Source organism: Bradyrhizobium sp. UFLA05-153, assembly GCF_054185185.1.
Map to the genome: position 1 here is coordinate 36,141 of NZ_JBBIAM010000004.1, position 24,660 is coordinate 60,800.

Below are 24,660 nucleotides of genomic sequence, written 5' to 3' on the forward strand. Positions count from 1 at the left end.
CCGTTGTCTTTCCGTTTCGAAGGCTACGTCATCGTCTCCGCCGACGGCATGCTTGCCGACGCGCGGCACGTCATGCCCGACAGCCTGAAGTTCGAGGGCGACAAGAGGTTCTTCGAGCAGGCGCTCGATCGCACTGCGCTGATCGTGCACGGCCGGCACTCGCATGAGGGACAGCCGAATTCACCCAAGCGCAAGCGGCTGATCCTGACCCGCAAGATCGCAGCGCTCGTGGTCGATCCGGAGATGCCGAACGCGACACTGTGGAATCCGCTCGGCGCGAGCTTCGAGGAAGCCTGCTCTTTTGCCGACGTTGCCTCCGGCACGGTCGCGATCATCGGCGGCCCCGTCGTGTTCGACATGTTCATGGACCGCTACGACACCTTCTGGCTCTCGGAAGCCCCAAAGGTGCGCCTGCCTGGCGGCGAAGGCTGTTTCGTCGGTGTGCCAAAGCGAACGCCGCAGGAGGTGCTGACCTCACACGGGATGAATCCGGGCACACCGTATTTGCTTGACGCGGCGCATGGCGTGACTGTGACCCCGTGGCGGCCCGCGAGAGGGTCCCAATAAAACTCGAAAGACAACCCCATGCACAGTACCGGTGTTTTAATACCTGCGCATGCGTTTGCCACGCATAACGAACGACGCGCCTTTACCGGCATAACGACGCCCTCACCCACATAAGAGCGTGTGACATTCGAGAGTACGTGGCGCTACTGGACGGCGGATCGGGGCAAACTGCACTTCTCGAGTTCGGCCCGCACGTCCTGGAGGACCCTGCTCCAATCGCCGGGCTGAGGTTGGCGGAATTGGCGCAGCGTCGGATACCAGGGGCTGTCGTCGCGGTTCAGCAACCATCGCCAGCACCGATCGAAGCGATTGAGCAGCCAGACCGGGCGGCCAAGAGCTCCTGCAAGATGCGCCACCGCGGTATCGACACTGATGACCAGATCCAGTGCCTCGATCAGCGCCGCGGTTTCACCGAAGTCGTGGAGATCTTCCGTCCAGTCATGCAAGGACAGACCAGGCGGCGGCGACTGCCTGGCTCCCGATCCCTTCTGCAATGAGACGAAACTCACCCCCGGCAGGTCCGCCAGCTCCGAGAATCGTTCAAGCGGAATGGATCGGCGCCGGTCGCCGCTCATCGTCTGATTGCCGGCCCAGACGAGGCCGATCCGCAGGCCATCGAGCTGCCGGACCCGATGGCGCCAGGCCGCCACGCGTTGCGGATCGGCCCGGAGATAGGATGCCTGCTGCGGGATGGTTTCGATTGTGGTGCCAAGCACCCGCGGCAGACTCAATAGTGGACAATACAGATCGAATGGCGGCAGCGGATCGCCATGGGCGACGATGCTCTCAATTCCCGGCAACCCCGCCAGGAGCGGCACCAGCGGCCGCTGAACCTCGAGAACGACCCGCCGCCCCGCCGCAATTGCCGGCACGAAGCGACAGAACTGGAGCGTGTCGCCCAGGCCCTGCTCCGCATGCAGCAGCAGGACCTGATCACCGATATCTCCTCCATCCCAGAGAGGCTGGCTGAAGCCGCGCAGATGCTGCTTTTTCGTGTCCTGCTTCCACCGCCACTCATATTCCCGCCATCCCTCGTCGAACTGGCCGGCCAGCAACAGCGTGATCCCAAGGTTGAAATGCGCGTGGGCATAATCCGGCTTTTGCGACACCGCCGTTCGGAAGCTCTGGATGGCTTCTTCAGGCCGCCCGAGATCAAACAGCAGGGTGCCAAGATTGTTGAGCGCCTCCAGCCAGGTCGGATTGCGATCAAGAGCTGCCCGATAGCAAGACTCCGCTTCGTGGAAGCGGCCGGACTCGCGAAGGGCGTTGCCCAGGATCAGGTACGCCGGAACATAGTCCGGCTTCAGACGCAAAGCTTCCCTGCAGCATGCTTCCGCCTCTTCCAGCCGGCCCCGCAGTCGCAGCAAGTCACCGAGATTGTTCAAGGCCTCGGGGAAACATGAGTTCAGTTTGCAAGCTTCGCGAAGATTGACCTCCGCCTCGTCGAGGCGCCCCAATTTGATGAGAAGACCACCAAGATTGTTATGGGCCTCCGCAAATGTCGGGTTGAGGCGCAGGGCCTCACGATAGCAACGCTCGCATTCCTCGAAAGCGGACAGATTGAATAACACTGCCCCAAGGTTGCAGTGGGCCGCCGCAAAATCCGGTCTTTGCCGCAGCACCTGCCGAAACTCGCTGATCGCATCATCGAAATGCTTCCGTCTCATCAGCAGATTGGCGAGATGGAAACGGGCATCGACATGATCGGGAGCATATTGCAGCGCGCGCCGGTAATGGGCTTCCTCACCCGCGACGTCTTCGCATTCACCCAGCAGGATACCAAGCTGAATGTGCGTATCCAGATCGTCGGACTTATGCAGCAGCGCTTCCCGGTAGCTCGCGATGGCCTCGCCCCTTCGTCCGAGAGCGCGCAGAGTGGCAGCCATGCTGCTATGATACACGCTGTCGCGAGGCTGGAGCTTGACGGCACGGATGATGAGATCGAGCGCCCTGTCGGGGTGACCAGCCTGGAGCGAAACAAGGCCCAGGAGGTGAAGACTGTCCGCATGATCCGGCTCGGATGCCAGTATCTGCCGATAAATCGCCTCTGCTTGCGGCAAGCGGCCTGCGCAATGGTGCGCAAGACCGGCCTCGAATGATACAGAACCTGACGACTTATCAGCAAACATTACGATGGGCCCCATCATCGATGCGATTACGTAGGGTGCGAGACAGATGCCCCTTCGTGCGTTTGCCGCTCGTGCAGACTCTATGAAACGCGCCTGAGTCCCCCTACGAACTGCACAGCCAGACAAGCCGCCAGAACGCTGAGCAACTCTCGAATTTGCCTGACGCCTCGCTCCCCATCATTCTACAGCAACGACCTTGCGCGAAGCTGGGACGCACCACGCGCGTCCACGCGTCAGAAGTAGCCAACCCGCGATTTCTGCTACGATCTTGGGATTCCAGCTACAAGGGCACCAATTGCCGATCGAGACTACGCGCGGGCCCTCAATGCACCGCAGGCAGCTCAACGCGCCACGGAGCGATTGAACAACAAGGCCGGCTTCGTCTCGTCGCAACTTTCGCCGATCTGGTCGGCAAGACGCGGGCACGCTTTGCCGAGCATCGCGTTGTCCAGGATGTCAGGCAGCCTCGTATGTCGCACACAGACCGCGCCCGCAGGCGCCCAGGCCGCTTCGAAGGTCATCTCCGGTACTTTCCCGTCGGCGACGATACCGATCTTGTCGAAGATGTCGATCGCGGTGCCATTGCGCGTATGCCCCTGTCCGTCACCGCAGTAATCGGCCCGTATCAGCCGAACGCAAGCCTGATAATAGGGCGCAAGCGAAGCGCCATCGGGCGTCGAGCCCCAGGGCTTGTAGCCAAGACGGACGCATTTGCCTTCGGCGCCGCCGGTACAAGTGATCAATAGCCGGCTTCGCTCCGCTTCTACCGAGGGAGGCAGGTACCGCCCGTCCTCCGTGAACGAACCGGCAAGCGGGAATCCGAGCGGCCTTCCCTCCGGATCGGGCTGGCAGAGATTGCGCCATTCTCCGCTCGCAGGCTCCTGTTCCGAGAGCTGGTACAGAACGACCTCTCCGCTTTGGTCCTTGGGATCGTGCTCCACCGCGTCGATACGGACCAGACGACGCGCTCCTGTCCCTTGACGACGGCGAACCGAGCGGGCTTGCGCCTTCGTCGATTCACCTGCACCCATTCTCGGGGAGCGAGAATATCTCTGCATGACAGATACTGTGCCTGAAGCGAACTAGTTCGCTTCCTTTTCTCAGGAATTCTGGTTTCGCTTCCCAATTTTTTCGATTTTGCAACAAGTGCCTTAGGCTAGAAACCGACGCGCAGCCCCGCGCGCCCACTCACGAGCGAGCTGTTGTCCGACAACGCGAGGTACTCGGCTGTCGAAAACAGCGAGACATTCCGCGTGCGCCATTCAAGCCCCAGGCCACCGCCGACCGCAAGGAACGGTTACGGCGTCGGAAAGTGATAGGCCAGCACGCCGCGCAGCGTGTGCACCGTACCGCCAGCGCTCAAGCTAGTCATGAAATCAGACGCCAAATCGTCTCTCGCCTCGAGATGCGTCACGCGATACTCGGCGCGGGCGGAGATCCTGTCGCTGAAGAAGCGCTCGAAGCCGCCGCCGAAGGTCGCGCCGTGATATTCCCGCGTCGGAGCGGTGCCGGGAAATCCCAGGAAGTTGTACGTGATCGACTGCGCGGTCGTTCCGCTGTAGCCGCCGAGCAGATAGACCAGCGTCTCCGGCGCAACGAGATAGCCGACGCGTCCGCCGACGGTCCAACCCCACTTCACCGCAGCGAGATCCGAGGAGATCGCCACACCACCTGCCCCGGTCGATGCACTGACCTTGGCGCCGCCATTCGTTCCGGCATCGATCAATCCGAACGCGCCGACGACCCATTTCGGCGCGATCTGGCGATCGTAGGCGATCGTGAAAGTACCGCCGACATCGGCGCCGCCGAGACCGGACGCGTTGAAATCCAGCACGCCTGCGAACGAGCCCGCGACATGAGGCGCGATGACATCGCCCCCCAAGCCCGCACCGACGTAGACGCCTGTCCATGTCGGATTCAACACCGGCGCTGCCGATGCGGTTACTGGCCCGCCGAACTGGCCGAAACGATAGGCCGCGCCGATCCGGACCACATGCTCGGACAGGTCGGTGGTCCAGACCGCGCCGAGCGGATCGACCGTCGTGTTGCGGCCGAGCGCGACGTAGCGGTATTCGCCGCGCAGCGACACGTTGTCAGCGAGGCGATATTCAGCGCCGGCACCGACCGTGTAACCATGCGACGTCAGCGTCGATTCCTGCGCAGTGAACGAGGGGCCTCACTTGCGGCCGCGCCTTGACGGGCAGATCGGCGGCACTTGCCGGCTGCGCGGCAAAACCCAAGACCTGTGCCACACAGAAAACCACGGCCGCGCGCGCAGCCGCGCCTCGCTTCGAATGAACCAAGCCCGCCCCCAATTGCCTCGAACCACGACGGCCGCCCCTTCACAACCGCACAACCGGTAGTATTCGGCGCCGGCGCACTCCGACAAGCCGAGAGATGCGCTTGCTTCACAGCGGTCGCGATTTTGCAGAAACCCTGTGATCCCAAAGCCATAATGTGTGAATGACGGTTCACGCGATCATCACAGACCGCGAGAATGGTCAGCTCGCGCTGCGAGCCTCCGACTCATGTCGGAGAGCAGGACGTCTGTCCGCAGCCAACGCCGCTAACTGGACTACACGTCCCCGTAGGCCGCCTCGGCCGGACGGGTGGCGCGGCCGTAGCCCATGATCATGAACAGCGCGCCGATGATCGAGAGGTTCTTCAGTGCGTCTACCAGCATCTTGCCGTTCTCGGGCGGGGTCTGGTTCCAGAAGTCGTAGAACAGGAAGGTCGCGGCCGCGACGTAGATGACCAGCAGCATCGCGAAGAAGCGCGCGGCGAAATTCAGCGCGATCATCAGCCCTGAGATGATCTCGAGCCCACCGACCGCGATCGCAAGCAACTGCGGCGTCGTCATGCTGGTGGCCTGCTCCACTTGCTGGGCATAGGGGGCGATCATCTCTGGAACGGTGACCTTGCTGGCGATGAAATCGGCAGTCGCCTGTATCGCGAACAGCTTCGTCGCGCCCGTATAGATGAACAGCACGGCGAACAGGATTCGCCCGAAAGTCACGAACGCTGGCATGGTCGGCCTCTTGGCAATGCTTTAAGGGCGGGACACGAAGCGATTATGAAGATTCCGCCGGCGGTTTTCAAACGGGGAAATGTCTTCCCCTCTCCCCTTGTACAAGGGGAGAGGATTTGCAGCTTCAATGCGGCTAGGCTACGAGCTTACGTAAACAAACTCGGCTGCTGCCGTGCCGCGCGTTCCTGGGCCTCCACCACCGCGACTGCCGTCATGTTGAGGATGCCCCGCGCCGTGACACCCGGCGTGAGGATGTGCGCAGGGCGCGCCGGTCCGATCAGGATCGGCCCGACGGGAAGCGCGTCGGCCAGCACCTTGATGGTCTGGTAGGCGATGTTGGCCGCGTCCAGCGTCGGCATGATCAGGATGTTGGCCTCACCTTCCAGGTTCGAGTGCGGCAGCACCAGCTTGCGCGCCGCGCCCGACAGCGCGGTATCGGCCTGCATCTCGCCATCGGCCTCGATCTCCGGATGCTTCTCCTTCAGCAGCTGCGTCGCCCGGCGCATCTTGCGCGAGGTGTCCGTGTCATAGCTGCCGAAGTCGGAATGCGACACGAAGGCGACCTTCGGCTTCAGTGCGAAGCGCTGCACGTGGATTGCCGCGAGCGCCGCGATCTCGGCCAGCTCCTCCGCGCTGGGATTGGGCCGCACCTGGGTGTCCGCGATGAAGAACGCGCCCTTGGTGGTGATCATCAGCGCCAGCGCCGCATAGTCGCTGATCCCGCTCGAGAAGCCGATGATCTCGCGAACGTGGCGCAGATGGCTCATGTAGCGCCCCTCGACGCCGCAGAGCATCGCATCCGCCTCGCCGCGCCCCACGGCAAGCGCCGCGATCACCGTGTTGTTGGTGCGGACCACCGTGCGCGCTCCCTCCGGGGTAACACCGCGGCGGCCGGCAACCTCGACATAGGACTGCACATAGGAGCGGTAGCGCGGATCGTCCTCGGGGTTGACGAGGTCAAAATCCTTGCCCGCCTTGATCGAGAGACCGAAGCGCTTGATGCGCGCCTCGACCACCGACGGGCGGCCGACCAGAATGGGACGCGCCAGTTTCTCCTCTAGCACGACCTGCGTGGCGCGCAGCACGCGCTCGTCCTCGCCCTCGGCATAGATCACGCGCACCGGCTGGGTCTTGGCCTTGGCGAACATCGGCTTCATGACGATGCCCGAGCGGAAGGCGAAGCGCATGAGCTGGGCCGCATATTCGTCGAAATTTGTGATCGGGCGCGTTGCGACGCCCGATTCCATCGCGGCCTTGGCGACCGCCGGAGCGATGCGCAGGATAAGGCGAGGATCAAACGGGCTCGGGATCAGCGAGCCCGGGCCGAAGCCGCCCGCCTCGCCGCTGTCGAAGCTGCCTTGCGAGACCGCATCCGACGGCGCCTCGCGCGCGAGCTGCGCGATGGCGTCGACCGCGGCATGCTTCATCTCCTCGTTGATCGCGGTGGCGCCGACATCGAGCGCGCCGCGGAAGATGAAGGGGAAGCACAGGACGTTGTTGACCTGGTTCGGGTAGTCGGATCGGCCGGTGCAGATCATGGCGTCGGGGCGCGCTTTCCGCGCCTCCTCCGGCATGATCTCCGGCGTCGGGTTCGCAAGCGCCATGATCAGCGGATGGTCGGCCATCGCCTTGGCCATGTCGGGCGTCAGCACGCCCGGTGCCGAGAGCCCGACGAAGATGTCGGCGCCGCCGATCACGTCGCCGAGCGTGCGCTTGTCGGTCTTCTGGGCGTAGACCGCCTTCCAGCGGTCCATCAGCGTGTTGCGCCCGTCATAGACGAGGCCGTCGATGTCGCAGACCCAGATGTTCTTGCGCTGCGCGCCCATCGAAACCAGGAGGTTCAGCGTCGCGAGCGCAGCCGCCCCTGCCCCCGACGCCACGATCTTGACGTCCGAGAGCTTTTTACCGTTCAGCCGCAGGCCGTTGGTGATCGCGGCGGCGACGATGATCGCAGTGCCGTGCTGGTCGTCATGGAAGACCGGGATCTTCATGCGCTCCTTCAGCCGCGCCTCGATCTCGAAACACTCTGGGCCCTTGATGTCCTCGAGATTGATGCCGCCGAAGGTCGGCTCCAGCGCCGCCACCGTCTCGACCACGCGCTCGATGGTATCGGCGGCGATCTCGATGTCGAAGACGTCGATGCCGGCGAACTTCTTGAACAGCACCGCCTTGCCTTCCATCACGGGCTTGGAGGCCAGCGGGCCGATATTGCCGAGGCCCAGGACCGCGGTGCCGTTGGAGACCACGGCGACCAGGTTGGCGCGGGTCGTCAACGAGGCGGCCTCCGCCGGGTTCTTGGCGATCTCGGTGCAGGCGGCGGCGACGCCCGGCGAATAGGCAAGCGCGAGGTCGCGCTGGTTGGCGAGCGGCTTGCTCGCCTGGATCTCTAGCTTTCCGGGACGCGGCAGGCGGTGATAGGCCAGCGCCGCCTGGTGGAGATCTTCAGAATAAGACGACATGCCCTGCCTCGCCTCGCGTTTTGCGGCCTCAAAACTTTCTTCCCCCGGACCCGCCCCGGCCCGAAGGCGGTATTCCGGATCATGGAAACGGGATCAAGCACGGCCGGCGGCTTGGTGGCAACATCCGATTGCGGCCCCATCAACAGACGGCGCCGTCAAACATTTGAAAACCATAGCTTTCCCTGGACCGCGCGGCGTTTCGCGAATATGGCAGGTTGTTCCGCCCCGAGCCAGCAACTGGAGCTAACCGCATGAGACGAATCCTGATCGGCCTGATCGCGCTTGCGTTGCTCGCAGGCGGCGGCTGGCTCGGCTTCAATCTCTACGCTCAGCACCGCGCCATCGCCGAATTTGAAACGGCATTCGTCCGGACCATCCACGCCTCTGGCGGCAAGGCGAGCCACGGCAAGGTGGCCTTCGACCTGGTGACGCGGACCCTGACGGTCGAGGATATCACCGTCGAGCCGGAACGGGCGCCGCTCGCCGGCATCAAGATCGCCACTGTCAAGGCGGTCGGCGTCCGCCAGGGCGACGAGGCACGCTTCTCGGCCGACAGCATCGATATCGCCGGCCTTGAGTTCGCGATCGACGGCGCGGCCGGCCCGACCAAGGTCAAAGCCACCTACAAGGTCCCGCAGATCGCGATCAGCAACTATTCCGGGACGACCCGCCCCAAGGGCAAGCCGGCGTCGGACTCGCTCGTGGATGCCTATCGTTTCACGCTCGAGCAGTTTGCCAATGCCACGGCCGCCTCGGTCACGGTGCCGACCATCGCCGTCACGATCGATGCGGGCCTCGCCGGAGCCGGCAGCGGCGACATCACCTATTCGGGGCTGGTGATCCGGAACATCAACCACGGCAAGGTCGATACGGCGAAGGTGGATCGCGCCGTATTCACGCTCAGCACGCAGCAGCCGGGCAGACCCGACAAGCTCTCGGGCGAACTCTCCAACATGATCATCGATGATTTCGATGTGAATGCCGTGATTGCCGTCCTGGATCCGGCGAAGGCCAATGACGAGAGCTACCACCGGGTCTATCGGCAGGTCTCGACCGGCCCGTACGCGGTGACGTCGACGCAAGGCATGCGCGTGCAGGTCGACGGAGTCGCCGTCGAGGACATCGGATTTCAGCCATCGAAATTCCGGATCGCCGAGATTTTGGCGTTGCTGCCGAAGGGGGATCCGTCATCCCCCGCGACGCCGGCGCAGGCGCGCGAGATGCTGGACAAGCTCGCCGGGATCTATGAGGGCATGCGCGTCGGCAAAGCCGTGATCAGCAAACTGTCGATCGATACGCCGCAGGGAACCGCAAAGCTCAACGCGATCAAATACGCCCAAGGCGAGTTCGCGCTCGAAGGGCTCGACGCGCCTGCGCCGCAGGGGCAGTTCAAGATGGAGCGCTTCGCGCTGAAATCCTTCAGCGCAGCGAGCCTGATCCGCTGGGCAGCGAACATCGCCACCCCCGGGCAGGCGCCCTCGCCGGATCAGATGCTCGGTCTGTTCCGGGTGCTCGAAGGCGCCGAGGTCAAGGGCGTTGCCGCGCCCTACAAGAACACCAGGAAGCTCGTCACGATCGACACGCTGAGCCTGGACTGGGGGCAACTGATCGGCTCGATCCCGAGCAAGGCGCATGTGGTTGCGAAGTTCGTCACGCCTACCGATCCATCCGATCCGAAGCAGCTTCCGTTGGTTCTCGGCGGGATCGACAAGCTTCCAATCGACCTCGATCTCGGCGCAACCTGGACCGAGCAGTCCAACAGTTTCGCGCTGGCGCCGGCGACGCTCGACATCGGAGGAATCGCAAAAGCGCAATTGCGCATCGCACTCGGCAACGTGCCGCGTGGGCTGTTCTCTGCCGACTTGGCGCAGGTCATGGGCCAGGCGGCTCAAATCGAGGCCGGTACCATCGAGTTCTCGCTGCGCGACAATGGCGGCGTCGATTCCGCGGCGGCGCAGTACGCACGGGGGCAAAATGTCAGCCGCGAGGCCGCCCGTCAGGCGCTCGCCGACAGCGTCAGGGTGCGCCGCGAGGAAGTCGCCGCCGCCAATCCGGATGCGGGCACGGCCGTGGATGCGATCGCAAGTTTTGTCGGGACGCCGGGTCAGACGCTCGTCATCAAGCTCACGCCCCGCGCCAAGGTGCCGCTGATGCAATTGATGCAGCTTCTGCAAACCGATCCGCAGAGCGCGCTGGCGCATTCCGCATCGAGGCATCGACGGGGCTTTAACTCGGGCGGTTGCGGTCTCGTGTCCCGGACGCGCTGCAACGCGCGAGCGTTGCTGCGCAGAGCCGGGACCCAGAAAGCCTGTGTTTGCCGAGACATGGGCCCCGGCTCAGCAGCGCACCACTGCGTGCTGCGCTGCGTCCGGGGCACGAGACCAAATCACTTCTGCGGCAGGTTCACCCGGACGTGGAGCTCGCGAAGCTGCTTGGTCGTGGCTTCCGACGGCGCGCCCATCAGGAGGTCCATGGCCTGCTGGTTCATCGGGAACAGCGAGATCTCGCGCAGGTTCGTGGTACCGCAGAGCAGCATGACGATGCGGTCGACGCCCGCCGCCATGCCGCCATGCGGCGGCGCGCCGTACTGGAAGGCGCGGTACATGCCGCCGAAACGCTCGACCACTTCCTGCTCGCCATAGCCTGCGATCTCGAATGCCTTCACCATCGCTTCCGGCACGTGGTTGCGGATGCCGCCCGAGGCGATCTCGTAGCCGTTGCAGGTGATGTCGTACTGGAACGCCTTGATGGTCAGCGGATCCTGGCCCTTCAGCGCCTCCAGGCCGCCCTGCGGCATCGAGAACGGGTTGTGAGAGAAGTCGACCTTCTTGTCGTCCTCGTTGTACTCGTACATCGGGAAGTCGACGATCCAGGCGAGCTCGAACCGCTCCTTGTCGGTGAGGTTCAGCTCCTCGCCGACCTTGTTGCGGGCAAGGCCTGAGAACTTCCAGAACTTGTCGGGATCACCGGCGACGAAGAAGGCGGCATCGCCCTCCTTCACGCCGAGTTGCGTGCGGATCGCAGCCGTGCGTTCCGGCCCGATGTTGTTCGCGAGCGGACCTGCGCCCTCGCCGCCCTCGCGCCACATGATGTAGCCGAGGCCGGGCTGGCCCTCGCCTTGCGCCCACGAATTCATGCGGTCGCAGAAGGCGCGGCTACCGCCGCCCGGGGCCGGGATCGCCCAGACCTGGTTCTTGGGGTCTTCGAGCATGCGCGCGAACACCTTGAAGCCGGAGCCGCGGAAGTGCTCGGAGACGTCCTGCATCTCGATGGGGTTGCGCAGGTCCGGCTTGTCGCTGCCGTATTTGCGAAGAGCTTCCGCGAACGGAATCCGCCGCCAGCCCTTGGTCACCGGCTTGCCTTTGGCGAATTCCTCGAACACGCCGGTGATCACCGGCTCCATCGCCGCGAACACGTCGTCCTGCGTGACGAAGCTCATCTCGACGTCGAGCTGGTAGAACTCGCCGGGCAGACGGTCGGCGCGCGGGTCCTCGTCGCGGAAACAGGGCGCGATCTGGAAGTAGCGGTCGAAGCCAGACATCATCAGCAACTGCTTGTACTGCTGCGGCGCCTGCGGCAGCGCGTAGAACTTGCCGGGATGGATGCGCGAGGGCACCAGGAAGTCGCGCGCGCCTTCCGGCGAGGACGCGGTCAGGATCGGCGTGTTGAACTCGAAGAAACCCTGCGCCTTCATGCGCTGGCGCATGGAATCGATGATCGCGACACGCGTCATGATGTTTTGGTGCAGCTTCTCGCGACGCAGGTCGAGGAAGCGGTATTTCAGGCGGATGTCTTCAGGGTATTCCTGGTCGCCGAAAACCGGCAGCGGCAGGTCGCCGGCCGGGCCCAGCACCTCGATCTCGCTGACATAGACCTCGACCTTGCCGGTCGGCAGATCGTCATTGTCGGTCCCTTCCGGGCGGCGGCGGGCCTTGCCGTCCATCCGCACGACGTATTCCGAGCGCAGCTTCTCGGCCAGCGAGAACGCCGGCGAGTCCGGGTCCACCACGCACTGGGTGAGGCCGTAATGGTCGCGCAGGTCGATGAACAGCACGCCGCCATGGTCGCGGACGCGATGGACCCAGCCGGAAAGGCGGACCGTCTCGCCGATGTGGCTCTCGCGGAGCGCGCCGCATGTATGTGACCGGTAGCGATGCATGGTAGTCCCAAAAATGATGTCGGAGGATCGAATCGGACGACCCAAAAGGCCGGTCCGAAGTTGCGGGTGGGTTTACCCGACGAGGCCGGGTGCGGCAACCAAGGGAACGGCCTGTTTTGGGCCCGAACCGTCCATTTTTGCTCAAGCTGGGCCTGAGCCTTTGCTGATGGGCGTTCCAGCCCTACATTTACCGCCATGACCGTCCATTTCCCGTTTCAGAACTCCTATTCGGCGCTGCCGGACACCTTCTTCGCCCGCGTGGCGCCGACCCCGGTCGCTGCGCCCCGGCTGATCAAGCTGAACCGGCCGCTTGCCGTCCATCTCGGGCTGGATCCGGACCTCCTCGAGACACCGGAGGGGGCGGAGATCCTGGCCGGCAAAACGGTTCCTGCCGGCGCGGACCCCATCGCCATGGCCTATGCCGGGCACCAGTTCGGGCAGTTCGTGCCCCAACTCGGTGACGGAAGGGCGATCCTGCTCGGCGAGGTCATCGACAAGGACGGCGTCCGCCGCGACATCCAGCTCAAGGGGTCGGGCCCCACCCCATTCTCTCGCCGCGGCGACGGCCGCGCCGCGCTCGGTCCGGTGCTGCGCGAGTACGTCGTGAGCGAAGCGATGTACGCACTCGGCATCCCGACCACGCGCTCGCTCGCCGCCGTCGTCACCGGCGAGCATGTGATCCGCGAGACCGCGTTGCCCGGCGCAGTCCTAACCCGCGTGGCCGCGAGCCACATCCGCGTCGGCACCTTCCAGTATTTTGCCGTGCGCCGCGACACCGACGCGATCCGCCGCCTCGCCGATCACGTCATCGCCCGCCACTATCCCGAGCTGTCGGGGGCCGAGCGCCCCTATCACGCGCTGCTCGCGGGCGTTGTCGCACGCCAGGCCGATCTCGTCGCGCGCTGGCTGCTGGTCGGCTTCATCCACGGCGTGATGAACACCGACAACACCTCGATCTCGGGCGAGACGATCGATTATGGCCCCTGCGCCTTCATGGACTCCTACGATCCCGCGCAGGTGTTCTCGTCGATCGACGAGATGGGCCGCTACGCCTATGCCAACCAGCCGCGCATCGGCTTATGGAACCTGACGCGGCTCGCCGAATGCCTCTTGCCGCTGTTCTCCGATGACCAGGAGAAGGCGATCGAACAGGCGCAGGAAATTCTTGGCGCGTTCCCGGACGCCTTCACCAGAGCCTATCAGGCGGGCCTGCGCATGAAGGTCGGCCTGTTCACCGAGCGTGACGGCGACGAGGCGCTGATCCAGGACCTGCTGGACGCGATGGCGAAGAACGCCGCCGACTTCACCCTCACCTTCCGCAAGCTGGGCGATGCCGCGCGCGATGCGGCCGCCGACGAGCACGTCCGCGCGCAGTTCATCGACCCGGCCGCCTTCGACGAATGGGCCAAGCGCTGGCGCGAGCGTATCGCCGCAGAGCCGCAGTCCGCATCCGAGCGGCAGGCCGCCATGCACGCCGTCAACCCCGCCTTCATCCCGCGCAATCACCGCGTCGAAGCGGTGATCCGCGCCGCCGTTGACAACGACGACTACGCGCCGTTCGAAGAGTTGGTGAAGGTGCTGGCCAAGCCCTACGACGATCAGCCGGAGTACGCCGCCTACCAGGACCCGCCGTTGCCGGACCAGCGCGTGCTGCGGACGTTCTGCGGGACGTGAGCGGCGGGCGCTCGCTGCTACGCTTCGCGCGATCCACTCCCTACCGCACCGCGAGACGACCCGGTTGACCCGGTCTGCCGTTGTGCCCAACAATTTGCGACGTCGGCAACCACTGTCATCAAACTGAAACACTCGCACTCTAACCGGCTGGCGGGCCGTCTTGCCGGAGGCGACCGTCCTCCAAGAGACCTGACACACGCGCCATGCCTTTCAAATTCATCCACATCACCGACACGCATCTTGCGGGCCCGGGCCTGAAGCTCTATGGCCTCGATCCGCGTGCCCGGCTGGACGCCGCGGTCGCCGACATCAACAAGCACCATTCCGACGCCGCCTTCGCGATCGTGACCGGCGATCTCACCCATTGGGGTGACGCCGCGGCTTATGCGGATTTCGCAGCTGCGATGGCCCCGCTCAGGATTCCCCACGTCGCCATGGTCGGCAATCATGACCGGCGCGTCGCCTGCCTCGACGGGCTCAAGGCCGCGCCGCGCGATGCCAACGGTTTCGTGCAGGGCACGCGGACCACGGATCACGGACTGTTCGTCTTCCTCGACACGCTCGACGAGACCAGCGACGCCGGCGAGATGTGCGCAAAGCGGCTCGGCTGGCTGGAGGAGACGCTCGCCAAGGCGCCGACTGATGTGCCGTTCGTCTTCTTCATGCATCATCCGCCCTTCCCGGTCGGCGTCCACGCGATGGACGAGATCGCGCTGAAGCAGAGCGCTGAATTTGCCGAGGTGATCGCGCCCTATCGTCCCCGCATCCGTCACCTGTTCTTCGGCCATGTGCACCGGCCGATCTCGGGCAGCTACGGCACGATCCCCTTCTCCACCCTGCGCGGCACCAATCACCAGGTCTGGTTCGAGCTCGATGCGAACGCTCCCCATCTGGCAAGCCACGAGCCGCCGGCCTATGGCGTGGTGCTGATCGACCAGGAGAACCTGGTCGTGCACAGCCACGACTTCCTCGACACCAGCCTGCGCTTCCCCTTCTCCCCGCCAGAGGGAATGGACGATCGCGACTATGCGCTCAACTTTCCGGCGCGGTGAGATGAGCCTGGCCGAACCAGCACCTCTCGCCGTCACCAGATCAGCGCCACCGCGCCTCAACGTCCTCCGAAGGTTTATCGCCGGCTTCAAAGCCTCGCTTCCGGCTTACCTCCTGCTGTTGCCCTCGCTCATCTTCCTCGCGGCCTTCACCTATGGCGCGGTGGGACGGGTGATCGTCGATGCGCTCTACCAGCGCGCCACGCCGCGGGCGCCGAGCCGCTTCGTCGGGCTGGACAATCTGGCGGCCGTGCTCGCCGACCCCGCGTTCACAGGCGCTGTTATCAACAATCTCATCTACGCAGTCGGCACTGTGGTGCCGAGCATGGCGCTCGCCTTCCTCTTTGCGCTGGCGCTGTCGCGCACCAATGCGGTGACCAGCGCGCTGCGCGCCGCGCTGTTCCTGCCGGTGCTGATCCCGATGGTCGCGGCATCGGCGCTGTTCCTGTTCATCTTCCTGCCCAACGTCGGGCTGCTCGACTACTATATCGGCCGCCTGCTTCCGGTGCTGCCCAACTGGCTCGGCGATCCCGACGTCGCGCTCGTCGCGATCATGGTGATCACGATCTGGAAAAACGCCGGCTACTACATGCTGTTCTTCCTCGCCGGCCTCCAGGCCGTGCCGGAGGACGCGATGGAAGCCTCCTATCTCGACGGCGCCGGCCCGTGGCAGCGCCTGCGTTACATCATCCTGCCGGAGCTTAAGCCCACCTTTCTGTTCGTCACCGTGATCGCCGGCCTCAACGCGGTGACGCAGGTCGACCACGTCTTCGTCTTGACCCAGGGCGGGCCGTCGAACGCAACCAATCTCGTGCTGTTCTACATCTACGAGCAGGCGGTCGAGCATTACGATGTCGGCAAGGCGTCGGCGGCGACACTGCTCTCGCTCGGCGTGCTGATGGGACTGACCGCGCTGTCCTTCCGTACGCTTGCCAACCGCGAGGGCGGGCCATGAAACTGTTCAAGGACGCCCCGCTCGCGACCCGCAACGAGATCACGCCGAGGCTCGGCTTCGTCCTCGTGGTGCTGCTCGCGCTGGTCTGGCTGATCCCGTTCCTCTGGATGGTGGTGGCGACGCTGCGTCCGGCTTCGGACGGCATCAACACGATGGCCGAGCTGATGCCGAGCCTGAAACCCACGCTCGACAATATCAAAGACGCCTGGGACATCGGCGACTTCCCGCGCTACTTCCTCAACACCACGATCATCTGCACCGGCATCCTGCTGGTGCAGTTCGTGACCGTGACACTGGCGGGCTTCGCCTTTGCGCGGCTCTCCTTTGCCGGAAAGTCGCTGATCTTCTATCTCTTCCTGCTCCAGCTCATGCTGGTGCCGGTGCTGCTGATCGTGCCGAACCTGACGCTGGTCGCAAAGCTCGGGCTCTACGACACGCTGACCGGCGTGATGATGCCGTTTTTCGCCTCGGCTTTCGGTACCTTCCTGATGCGCCAGGCCTTCGAGGCCATTCCAACCGAGCTGGAGGACGCAGCCCTGATCGACGGCGCCGGCGTGTTCGCCCGCATCCGCCACATCTACGTGCCGCTGTCCCTGCCGAGCTTCTCGGCGTTTGCCATCGTCTCCGTCACCAGCCATTGGAACGACTTCCTCTGGCCGCTGATGGTGATTAACTCGCCGGACAAGCGGCCGCTCACCGTGGGACTCTCCGTCTTCACCAAGACCGCGGAAGGCACCCAGGCCTGGGGCACGATCGCCGCCGGCACCTTGATCGTGATCGCGCCGCTGCTCGTCACCTTCCTGATCTTCCAGAAGCGCTTCATCAGCTCTTTCGTCACCTCAGGCATCAAATAGGAGATTTTCGATGCTGCTCTCCCGCCGGCTTGCGCTCGGCCTCACCATCGCAGGCGCCCTCGCCTTTCCGGCCTTTGCCGAAGGCCCGACCGAGATCGACCTGTTCTTCCCCGTCCCCGTCGACGGCAAGCTCGCCCGCGACATGGGCACAATGATCAAGGAATTCAACGAAACCCATCCCGAGGTCAAGGCGACCGCGGTCTATACCGGTTCCTATGACGACACGCTGATCAAGACGCGCGCCGCGATCAAGGCCGGCAAGCCGCCGGCGGCCGTGATCATGTCGGCGAACTTCCTCCTGGACATGCAGATCGAGAACGAGCTCACCAATCTCGATTCCCTGATCGCCGCTGACGGCACCACCAAGGCGCAATTTCTCGGCCAGTTCTTCCCCGCGCTGCACGGCAATGCCGTGATCAACCGCTCGGTCTATGGCGTGCCGTTCCACAACTCGACGCCGCTGCTCTACATCAACGCCGAGCACGCCAAGGAAGCCGGCCTCGATCCGGACAAGCCGCCGCAGACCTGGGCCGAGGTCACCGAGTGGGCCAAGAAGCTCACCAAGCGCGAGGGCGACAAGGTCACGCGCTGGGGCATCGAGATTCCCTGCGCCTACGACTATTGCGGCTGGATGATGGAGACGCTCACCATGTCCAATGGCGGGCGCTACTACAACGAGGAGTTCGGCGGCGAGGTCTATTACGACACGCCCTCGATGCTCGGCGCGCTCTCCTGGTGGAACGACCTCATCGCCAAGCACAAGGTGCATCCGCCGGGCGCAACGCCCGGCCCGGCCGTGAGCACCGCCTTCATCTCCGGCAACGCCTCGATGATGATGCTCTCGACGGGCTCGCTCACCTACGTGCGCGACAACGCCAAATTCCCCTACAAGGTCGCCTTCATCCCGCGCAACGTCCGCAATGCCGTGCCGATCGGAGGCGCCTCGTTGATCATTCCTGCGGGCCTCGAGGCCGACAAGCAGAAGGCAGCCTGGACGCTGATCAAATGGATGACCTCGCCGGAGAAGAGCGGCTGGTGGAGCCGCGCCACGGGCTATTTCGCCCCGAACATGGCCGCCTACAAGACGCCGGAGATGCTCGACTTCCTCGGCAAGAATCCGGACGCGAAGACCGCGGTCGACCAGCTCGAAGTCGCAAAACCTTGGTTCGCGACGTACAAGACCGTGCCGGTCCGCAAGACCCTCGAGGACGAGGTGATGCTGGTCCTGAACGCCAAGAAGCAGCCGAAGGACGCGCTCGCCGCCGCTCAGAAAGCCGCCGACGAGTTGCTCAAGCCCTACAACGCGGAGACCGCGCTGAAGCTGCCGTAAACTTCAGCGAGCACGAAACAGAAGACATCGGCGCCCCAGGACCTGGGGCGCCGTACTGATTCCGGACCCCGGTAACAGCCGGTCTTGAGCCTGAGCCCCTGAACATGGTCAAGTGGGCCCGACCGCGCATTTCCCAAAACTTCCGACAGCTCTTCCCAAAAATTCCTTTTCTGCTGTCGCCTGCTCGTTTGGGCCCATATCGTGCTAGCGGCAGGTTTGTCGCACGCGAACCTGGTTACGTCGGAAGGGCACCAACTGCGCGCGTGGCAGATCGGAAAAACGTCGAGACATGGCAGAGCAACCACACAGCGGCATCCCCCATTCGGGCCTCGACACGCGTGGTCTCCCGGGAAAGCAGGCATTCACCCTCTGGCAGGAGCACCTGAGCCGGCACTACGACCTGCGCGCGAAGGAATATCCGCAGGCCTTCGACGTCCGCGCGAACTTTTGGCAGCTCGGCAACGTTCTCCTCAGCGATTTTCAGGTGCCTTCCCAGGACTGGAGCCGCTCCCGCGCCTGCATCGGACGCGACGGGATGGACCTGTTCATGGTGCAGCTCTATCGCAAAGGCTGGAACGGCCCGCGCGACAGCGGAACGATGGCCCGCGCTGGCGACATCCTGATCTTCGACATGGCGCAGCCATCGGACAGGCGTGGCGGCGACAACGACACGCTCACTCTGTTCCTGCCGCGCAGCCTGCTCGGCCCGCATCTCAAGGCGCCCGATGAACACAATCTGCAACTATTGTCATCGCGCGACCCGCTGGCCGCGCTTCTCCGCGATCATCTCGTAGGCCTTCACGCACGCTTGCCCGAGATGTCGCTTGACCAGGCGCAAGCGGTCATCCCCGCCACCGTGCAATTGACCGCCGCGGCCCTCAACGGCAGGGTTCGCGAGGAACAGGCCAGCGGCGTACGGATGGCGATGTCCGAGCGGATCGGCTCCTACATCAACGCCCATATCCTCGCCCCCGACCTCAATCCGGAGACGATCGCCGCCCGCTTCGGCATGACACGGCGCAACCTCGGCTATCTCTTCGAATCCCAGGGCGGCGTTGCCGCCTACATCCGACAAAAGCGCCTGTCGATGATCCGCGCGGCGTTGAGTGATCCGGCGCACAAGGGACAATCGATCGAAGCGATCGCCGAAGCGCATGGATTCAATCACTATCGCAGCTTTGCGCTCGCGTTTCAGAGGCAGTTTGGAGTCACGCCACGCGAGGTGCGTGCGCGAGGGCTCGAGGGCCAGGCCATGCCGTCAGCGCCGGACGACAAGCTCGCGGAGTGGGCACACTGGATCAGGAGCATGACGTGACGGGCCGGCGAGCTTCGCGGCGCCGGCACTCTCCTCTCGGGACTTCCTGTTCACTTTGCAATTTCCGATTTCTTGCCGCGGCTCGCCTCGCCACATATCGTGCCGGCGGCGGCGCTGCCCCGTTAGAGCCGGGTTCAATCGGAAAGGCACTCACCGTTCGCGCGGGGCGGATTGGGAATTCGTTCAGGCATGACAGGGCACCCAGACATTAGCATCCCCCATTCGGTCCTCGACACCCGCGGTCTGCCGGGGAAGCAGGGTTTCGAGCTCTGGCAGGAGCACGGAGGCCTGTACTACGACCTGCGCGCGCACAAGGAACATGCGCAAGCCTTCGACGTACGCGTGGATGCCTGGCATCTTGGCAACGTACTGCTCGCCAATTTTCAGGTGCCTGGCCAGGATTACAGCCGCTCTCGCGCGTGTATCGGACGCGATGGGGCGGATGTGTACATGCTGCAGATCGTTTGCAAAGGTTGGAGTGGCTCACGCGACGGAGAGGCGTCGGCTCGCGCCGGTGACATGATGATCTATGACCTGGCGCAGCCATCTGTCAGCCGTGGGGGCGACAATGAGGTATTCGCCCTGTTCCTGCCGCGCAATCTGCTTGCACCTCATCTCAAGGCGCCGGACGAGCACAGCATCCACCAATTGGCGGTAGGCAACCCGCTGACCAGCCTGCTCGGAGATCATCTCATAGGCCTTCGCGCACATCTGCCGAAGATGTCGCTGGACCAGGCTCAGGCAGTCATGCCTGCCACCGTGCAACTGGTCGCCGCAGCACTGAACGGCACGGTTCGCGAAGAGCAGGCTGGCAGCGTACGCATGGCCGTGACCGAGCGCATCTGCACGCATATCAACGCCCACATCCTCGATCCGAATATCAATCCGGAATCCCTCGCCGGCCAATTTGGCATGACCCGGCGCAATCTCGGCTATCTCTTCGAATCCTACGGCGGAGTTGCCGCTTATATCAGACGCAAACGCCTGTCCTTGATCCGCACGGCCCTGACCGATCCGGCGCGCAAGGGAGCGTCGATCGAGGCGATCGCCGAAGCGCATGGATTTAATCACTATCGCAGCTTTGCCCTCGCGTTCCAGCGGCAGTTTGGTTTCACGCCACGCGAAGTGCGCGCGCTGGCGCAAGAGGGCCAAGCCCTGCCGCCAGTATCGGACAGCAGGCTCGCGGATTGGACGCAGTGGATCAGGGACTTGAAGTGAGCGCTGGCGGCTGAAAGGCTGCATGCTCAGGCCCATTGTTTTCCTGCCCCTTCCCATTTTACTTCCCGATTTTTCCTATTTCGCGACGGCAGGTCATTCGATCTGTTCATCCTGCACGCGCTTCGGCAAAACCATGAGACCGGCGTTGAAATCGGATCGGAATGATCCGGCATAGATTGATCGTAACAACCGTCCATGACTGCGACGAAGCCGACCTCCTCCCCCATCGCGATCTCGACGGAAGATATCCCGCCCCACCAGCGCCTCATCCAGTGGCGCAAAATCTACGGCCGCAGCATCGCTGGAGTAGACATCAAGCTGATCGACGACGAGCCGTTTCGAGCCAGCGTGGTGTTCTGGACTTTGCCCAACACCGAGTTCGCTACTCGCTTCCGATCGGCCGTCATCTCGGGGATCGAACCGTCCGCCAATACGATGCACAGCCACTGGAGTTTCCTGACGATCGTACTGCCCGGGCCTAGTCTCCCGGCGCTGGTGCAGGTTCTCGATTCCATCTATCCAAGTCAGATCGCTGCCGACAACAACGCTCTTCAGCTCCTCATCCGTTACCTGAGAATGCTGCATGACGACGGTCCGCTCGACGACGCGGCGCTCGCGCAGGCCGTCGCAAAACAGATCATCGATCTTGTCGGACTTGCAATCGGCACTGGCGCAGACGTCGCGCACGAGCCCCGGCAGCGCTGGGATGGCGCGGCGCGCCTACGGGCCATCAAGGCCGACATCCGCAACTGTCTTGGCGATCGAACCCTGTCGTCCACGACGATCGCGGCTCGCCACGGTGTCAAGCCGCGCTACGTGCGCAAGCTGTTCGAAGGTGATGGCACAAGCTTGTCGCAGTTCGTGCTGGCGCTCCGTCTTCAACGTGCACTGGAGATGCTGAAGAACCCCGAATTTGCGGGTCATGAGATCAGGGCCATCGCGTTCGATTGCGGTTTCAGCGACATCTCGCACTTCAACCGGAGTTTCCGCCGGGCCTACGGCACGAAACCATCAGATATTCGCGCAGCGATCGATCGCATGAACTGACGCATCGGGCCCGCTGAATGGACACGCTGGATCAGGGACTTGAAGTGAGCTGTCGGCCGAACAGCCGCATGAAGATGCGCCTATAGCGACATGAATCGGAACGGTTATGTTCGCGACGCCACGCGCACGATAGCTGACTTCTGCCGCGCTCATGCAGCGCGCGATTCTCCGGTAGATCTACGGTGAGCAGGGATGCCGTGTCTTCCCTCAATTTCGTGTTTCATTTCCTGTCATTTCCAATTTCACGACAGTTCGTTACTCGATCTGTCTTTTCCTCACGCCTTCCGCCAAAGAAGAAGCACGAGTCAGGCTGCGCACGCGAACGAGTGCGTGATGCGTCCCTGGCAATGATGCGAGCTTGCTGTCTGAGGGACATGAGGAGACGACAATGTTGAAACGCATACGGACATGCCAAGCCGCATCCGCGGCTGTCGCAAGCTCTGGTCTACTGCAATTGAGGCGCGGGTGCCTGCCTACAGTTGGGGCCGCCCTCGGCGGACTCTTCCTGCTCCTCGCACGGCACGGCCTCCGCGCAGTTCATTTGCGTTGACGGATCAGCCTCGAATGGCGGATCAACCGCGGCAACCAGTGCCATAGCTTGCGGCGTTTCCCAGACCGCTTTCGGCCCGAGCAGCGTGGCTGTTGGCGCCGGCAACCAGGCGCTCGGCCAACAGAGTGTGGCCATTGGCAGCGCCAACACGGCAAGCGGTCAGTTCAGTGCTGCTGTCGGAACTTTGAACACGGCTAGCGGAGCCTCGAGTACGGCCGTCGGGGTCAACTCATCTGCAACCGCCGCTGGAACGATCGCCGTGGGAGCAGGGAGCACCGCGAGTGGGGTCTCCTCGACCGCGATTGGCGAGAATACGGCCGCCAACGGCACCGGCGCGATCGGCGTGGGCACTTCCGCGGTCGCAGCTTCGGCCGGCTCAATCGCTGTTGGTGCCAGAGCCTCTGCGACCGGCCTCGGCGCAATTGCCTCCGGCATAGCAAGCAGCACGAACGGCGTGGAAGCCAGTGCATACGGCTCCCGCAGCGTCGCCAGTGCCGACTATACGACCGCTGTCGGCATGACTGCGAGCGCGACCAACGTCGGCGCAACCGCCGTCGGCCAAGCAAGCCAGGCGAGCGGCGTGAGCGCCGCTGCGTTCGGCGCGGGCAGCATCGCCGGCGCCGACAATGCGACCGCAATCGGCACGACAGCGAGCGCGACAGGCGTCGGTGCAACCGCGCTCGGTGCGGGTGCGAGCGCTACCTTCGCCAACCGGCTTCGGTTTGCGGTGCTGGCCTATACTGACTCTGAAGCGAGCAGACGGTCGTCGCGGGCGCGCAATGCGTTTGTTTGCCGCGCCATGAACCGGAGAGACCACGCGCAACGCGTCACGCATGCGTCAGCCGATCTTTGGCTCCCGCACGTAGCGCACGAGTCGCCTCTCTTCTGTCAGTGATTAGCTGCGCGCTTTTTCCCGCCGTTTCCTCTTTCGTTTCCCGTCATTTCCGATTTCGCGACAATTCGTTGCTCGATCTGTCCTTTCCGCACGCCTTCCGTCAAACAGACCGTGATGGCAGAGCAGCAGGACAAACACATACCCCGCTCGATTCTCGACACGCGCGGTCTCCCGGGAAAACAGGCACTCACCCTCTGGCAGGAGCACGCAAGCGTCATCTACGACGTGCGCACACCGAAAGAGTATCCGCAGGCCTACGAAGTGCGCGTGGACGCCTGGCAAGTCGGCAACGTTCTCATCGGCGATGTCCACGTACCCGCCCAGGATTGGAGCCGCTCCCGCGCGTCTATCGCTCGCGATGGAATGGATCTGTTCATGGTGCAGCTTCTTCGCAAGGGCTGGAATCTCCAACGGGACGGCGGGGGGATGGTTCGCGCCGGCGACATCATGGTCTATGACATGGCGCAGCCGATAGACAGACGTGGCGCCGACAACCAGGCACTCATCCTGATGCTGCCGCGCAATCTGCTCGGCCCTCACCTCAAGGCGCCGGACGAACACAACCACCATGTGCTGTCGTCGATGGACCCGCTCGCGACGCTGCTCAGGACCCATCTCACCGAGCTTCACTCCCTTTTGCCTGCAATGTCGCTGGATCAGGCCCAGGCGCTCATACCCACGACCGTGCAACTGATCGCCGCGACGCTCAACGGCACGGTTCAGGAGGAACAGGCCGGGCCCGTGCGCATGGCCATGACCGAGCAGATCAGTTCGTACATCAATGCCAACATCCGTGATCCCGGCCTCAATCCGGAAACCATTGCCGGCCGATTTGGGATGACACGGCGCAATCTCGGCTATCTCTTCGAGTCTCATGGTGGCGTTGCCGCTTATATCAGACGCAAGCGCCTGTCCCTGATCCGTATGGCCTTGGCGCATCCGGCGCACAAGGCACAGTCGATCGAGGCGATCGCCGAAGCGCATGGTTTCAACCACTACCGCAGCTTTGCTCTCGCCTTTCAGCGGCAGTTCGGTCTTACGCCACGCGAGGTGCGCACACTGGCGCACGAGGGCCAAGCCCTGCCGTCAGCACCGGACAGCAGGCTCGCAGACTGGGCTCACTGGATCAAAGGCCTGAAGTGACGGGGTCGCCAAGCCCCGCGACTGCACCGCAATAGTTGCGGCCCGCCGCGACATGAATCGAGGAGAACATGTTTGCAGCGCCACGCGCGGAATCGCTGCTTCAATCCAGATCTCGTCGCGCACGATTGCTCGCCATCCCCTAAGGCAATATGCGCGCTGTCCTCTTCCCTTAATTTCCTTTTTCATTTCCTGTCATTTCCGATTTCGCGGCAATTCGTTACTCAATCTGTCCTTTCTGCTCGCCTTCCGTCAAACAGACATGAGACAGGCCACAGTCGTGCCTGCGGA

17 protein-coding genes are annotated in these 24,660 nt (G+C 63.7%); 11 read left to right on the forward strand and 6 right to left on the reverse strand.

Annotated features, from left to right (window positions below; all coding sequences use genetic code 11):
* Window positions 1-3 precede the first annotated feature (3 nt).
* On the forward strand, window positions 4-567 hold the full coding sequence (locus Q2941_RS03950) for a dihydrofolate reductase family protein (RefSeq protein ID WP_027523899.1): 564 nt from the start codon (window positions 4-6) through the stop codon (window positions 565-567).
* Window positions 568-710: 143 nt separating this feature from the next.
* Here the strand turns inward: Q2941_RS03950 and Q2941_RS03955 are convergent, their stop codons facing one another.
* From Q2941_RS03955 to aspS, 6 genes are all read right to left on the reverse strand, one after another.
* Entirely contained in the window at window positions 711-2,714 is a 2,004-nt protein-coding gene (locus Q2941_RS03955) for a tetratricopeptide repeat protein (RefSeq protein WP_458191706.1), read from the reverse strand.
* A 323-nt stretch (window positions 2,715-3,037) separates the two neighbouring features.
* Entirely contained in the window at window positions 3,038-3,727 is a 690-nt protein-coding gene (locus Q2941_RS03960; RefSeq protein ID WP_458191707.1) for an ADYC domain-containing protein, read from the reverse strand.
* A 266-nt stretch (window positions 3,728-3,993) separates the two neighbouring features.
* The gene (locus Q2941_RS03965; protein ID WP_458191779.1) at window positions 3,994-4,842 is read right to left on the reverse strand and encodes an outer membrane protein; all 849 of its coding nucleotides are present in this window, start codon (window positions 4,840-4,842) and stop codon (window positions 3,994-3,996) included.
* 429 nt (window positions 4,843-5,271) lie between these two features.
* Window positions 5,272-5,724, reverse strand: coding sequence for a DoxX family protein (locus Q2941_RS03970; protein ID WP_458191708.1), 453 nt, complete (start codon window positions 5,722-5,724; stop codon window positions 5,272-5,274).
* Window positions 5,725-5,870: 146 nt separating this feature from the next.
* Window positions 5,871-8,183 (reverse strand): NADP-dependent malic enzyme, encoded by a 2,313-nt coding sequence (locus tag Q2941_RS03975; protein ID WP_027523896.1) that lies wholly within the window; start codon window positions 8,181-8,183, stop codon window positions 5,871-5,873.
* Between the two features lie 2,386 nt (window positions 8,184-10,569).
* Complete coding sequence (gene aspS / locus Q2941_RS03980; RefSeq protein WP_027523894.1) at window positions 10,570-12,342, reverse strand: aspartate--tRNA ligase; 1,773 nt, start codon at window positions 12,340-12,342, stop codon at window positions 10,570-10,572.
* A 195-nt stretch (window positions 12,343-12,537) separates the two neighbouring features.
* Here aspS and Q2941_RS03985 point away from each other — a divergent pair, with 195 nt between their 5' ends.
* From Q2941_RS03985 to Q2941_RS04030, 10 genes are all read left to right on the forward strand, one after another.
* Entirely contained in the window at window positions 12,538-14,016 is a 1,479-nt protein-coding gene (locus Q2941_RS03985; RefSeq protein WP_027523893.1) for a protein adenylyltransferase SelO, read from the forward strand.
* Window positions 14,017-14,219: 203 nt separating this feature from the next.
* A complete protein-coding gene (locus Q2941_RS03990; RefSeq protein WP_458191709.1) occupies window positions 14,220-15,068 on the forward strand; it encodes a phosphodiesterase in 849 nt (282 codons plus the stop codon).
* A gap of 1 nt (window position 15,069) precedes the next feature.
* Window positions 15,070-16,020, forward strand: a complete 951-nt coding sequence (locus Q2941_RS03995; RefSeq protein WP_458191710.1) for a carbohydrate ABC transporter permease — start codon at window positions 15,070-15,072, stop codon at window positions 16,018-16,020.
* A complete protein-coding gene (locus Q2941_RS04000; protein WP_458191711.1) occupies window positions 16,017-16,874 on the forward strand; it encodes a carbohydrate ABC transporter permease in 858 nt (285 codons plus the stop codon). The genes Q2941_RS03995 and Q2941_RS04000 overlap by 4 nt, the downstream gene beginning before the upstream one ends.
* Before the next feature lie 10 nt (window positions 16,875-16,884).
* A complete protein-coding gene (locus Q2941_RS04005) occupies window positions 16,885-18,204 on the forward strand; it encodes an ABC transporter substrate-binding protein (RefSeq protein WP_027523889.1) in 1,320 nt (439 codons plus the stop codon).
* Window positions 18,205-18,493: 289 nt separating this feature from the next.
* Complete coding sequence (locus tag Q2941_RS04010) at window positions 18,494-19,519, forward strand: helix-turn-helix domain-containing protein (protein ID WP_458191712.1); 1,026 nt, start codon at window positions 18,494-18,496, stop codon at window positions 19,517-19,519.
* Between the two features lie 189 nt (window positions 19,520-19,708).
* Complete coding sequence (locus Q2941_RS04015; protein WP_458191713.1) at window positions 19,709-20,737, forward strand: helix-turn-helix domain-containing protein; 1,029 nt, start codon at window positions 19,709-19,711, stop codon at window positions 20,735-20,737.
* Between the two features lie 195 nt (window positions 20,738-20,932).
* Complete coding sequence (locus tag Q2941_RS04020) at window positions 20,933-21,784, forward strand: helix-turn-helix transcriptional regulator (RefSeq protein WP_458191714.1); 852 nt, start codon at window positions 20,933-20,935, stop codon at window positions 21,782-21,784.
* A 635-nt stretch (window positions 21,785-22,419) separates the two neighbouring features.
* On the forward strand, window positions 22,420-23,229 hold the full coding sequence (locus Q2941_RS04025; protein WP_458191715.1) for a hypothetical protein: 810 nt from the start codon (window positions 22,420-22,422) through the stop codon (window positions 23,227-23,229).
* A gap of 114 nt (window positions 23,230-23,343) precedes the next feature.
* Entirely contained in the window at window positions 23,344-24,372 is a 1,029-nt protein-coding gene (locus Q2941_RS04030; RefSeq protein WP_458191716.1) for a helix-turn-helix domain-containing protein, read from the forward strand.
* The last annotated feature ends 288 nt before the right edge of the window (window positions 24,373-24,660 follow it).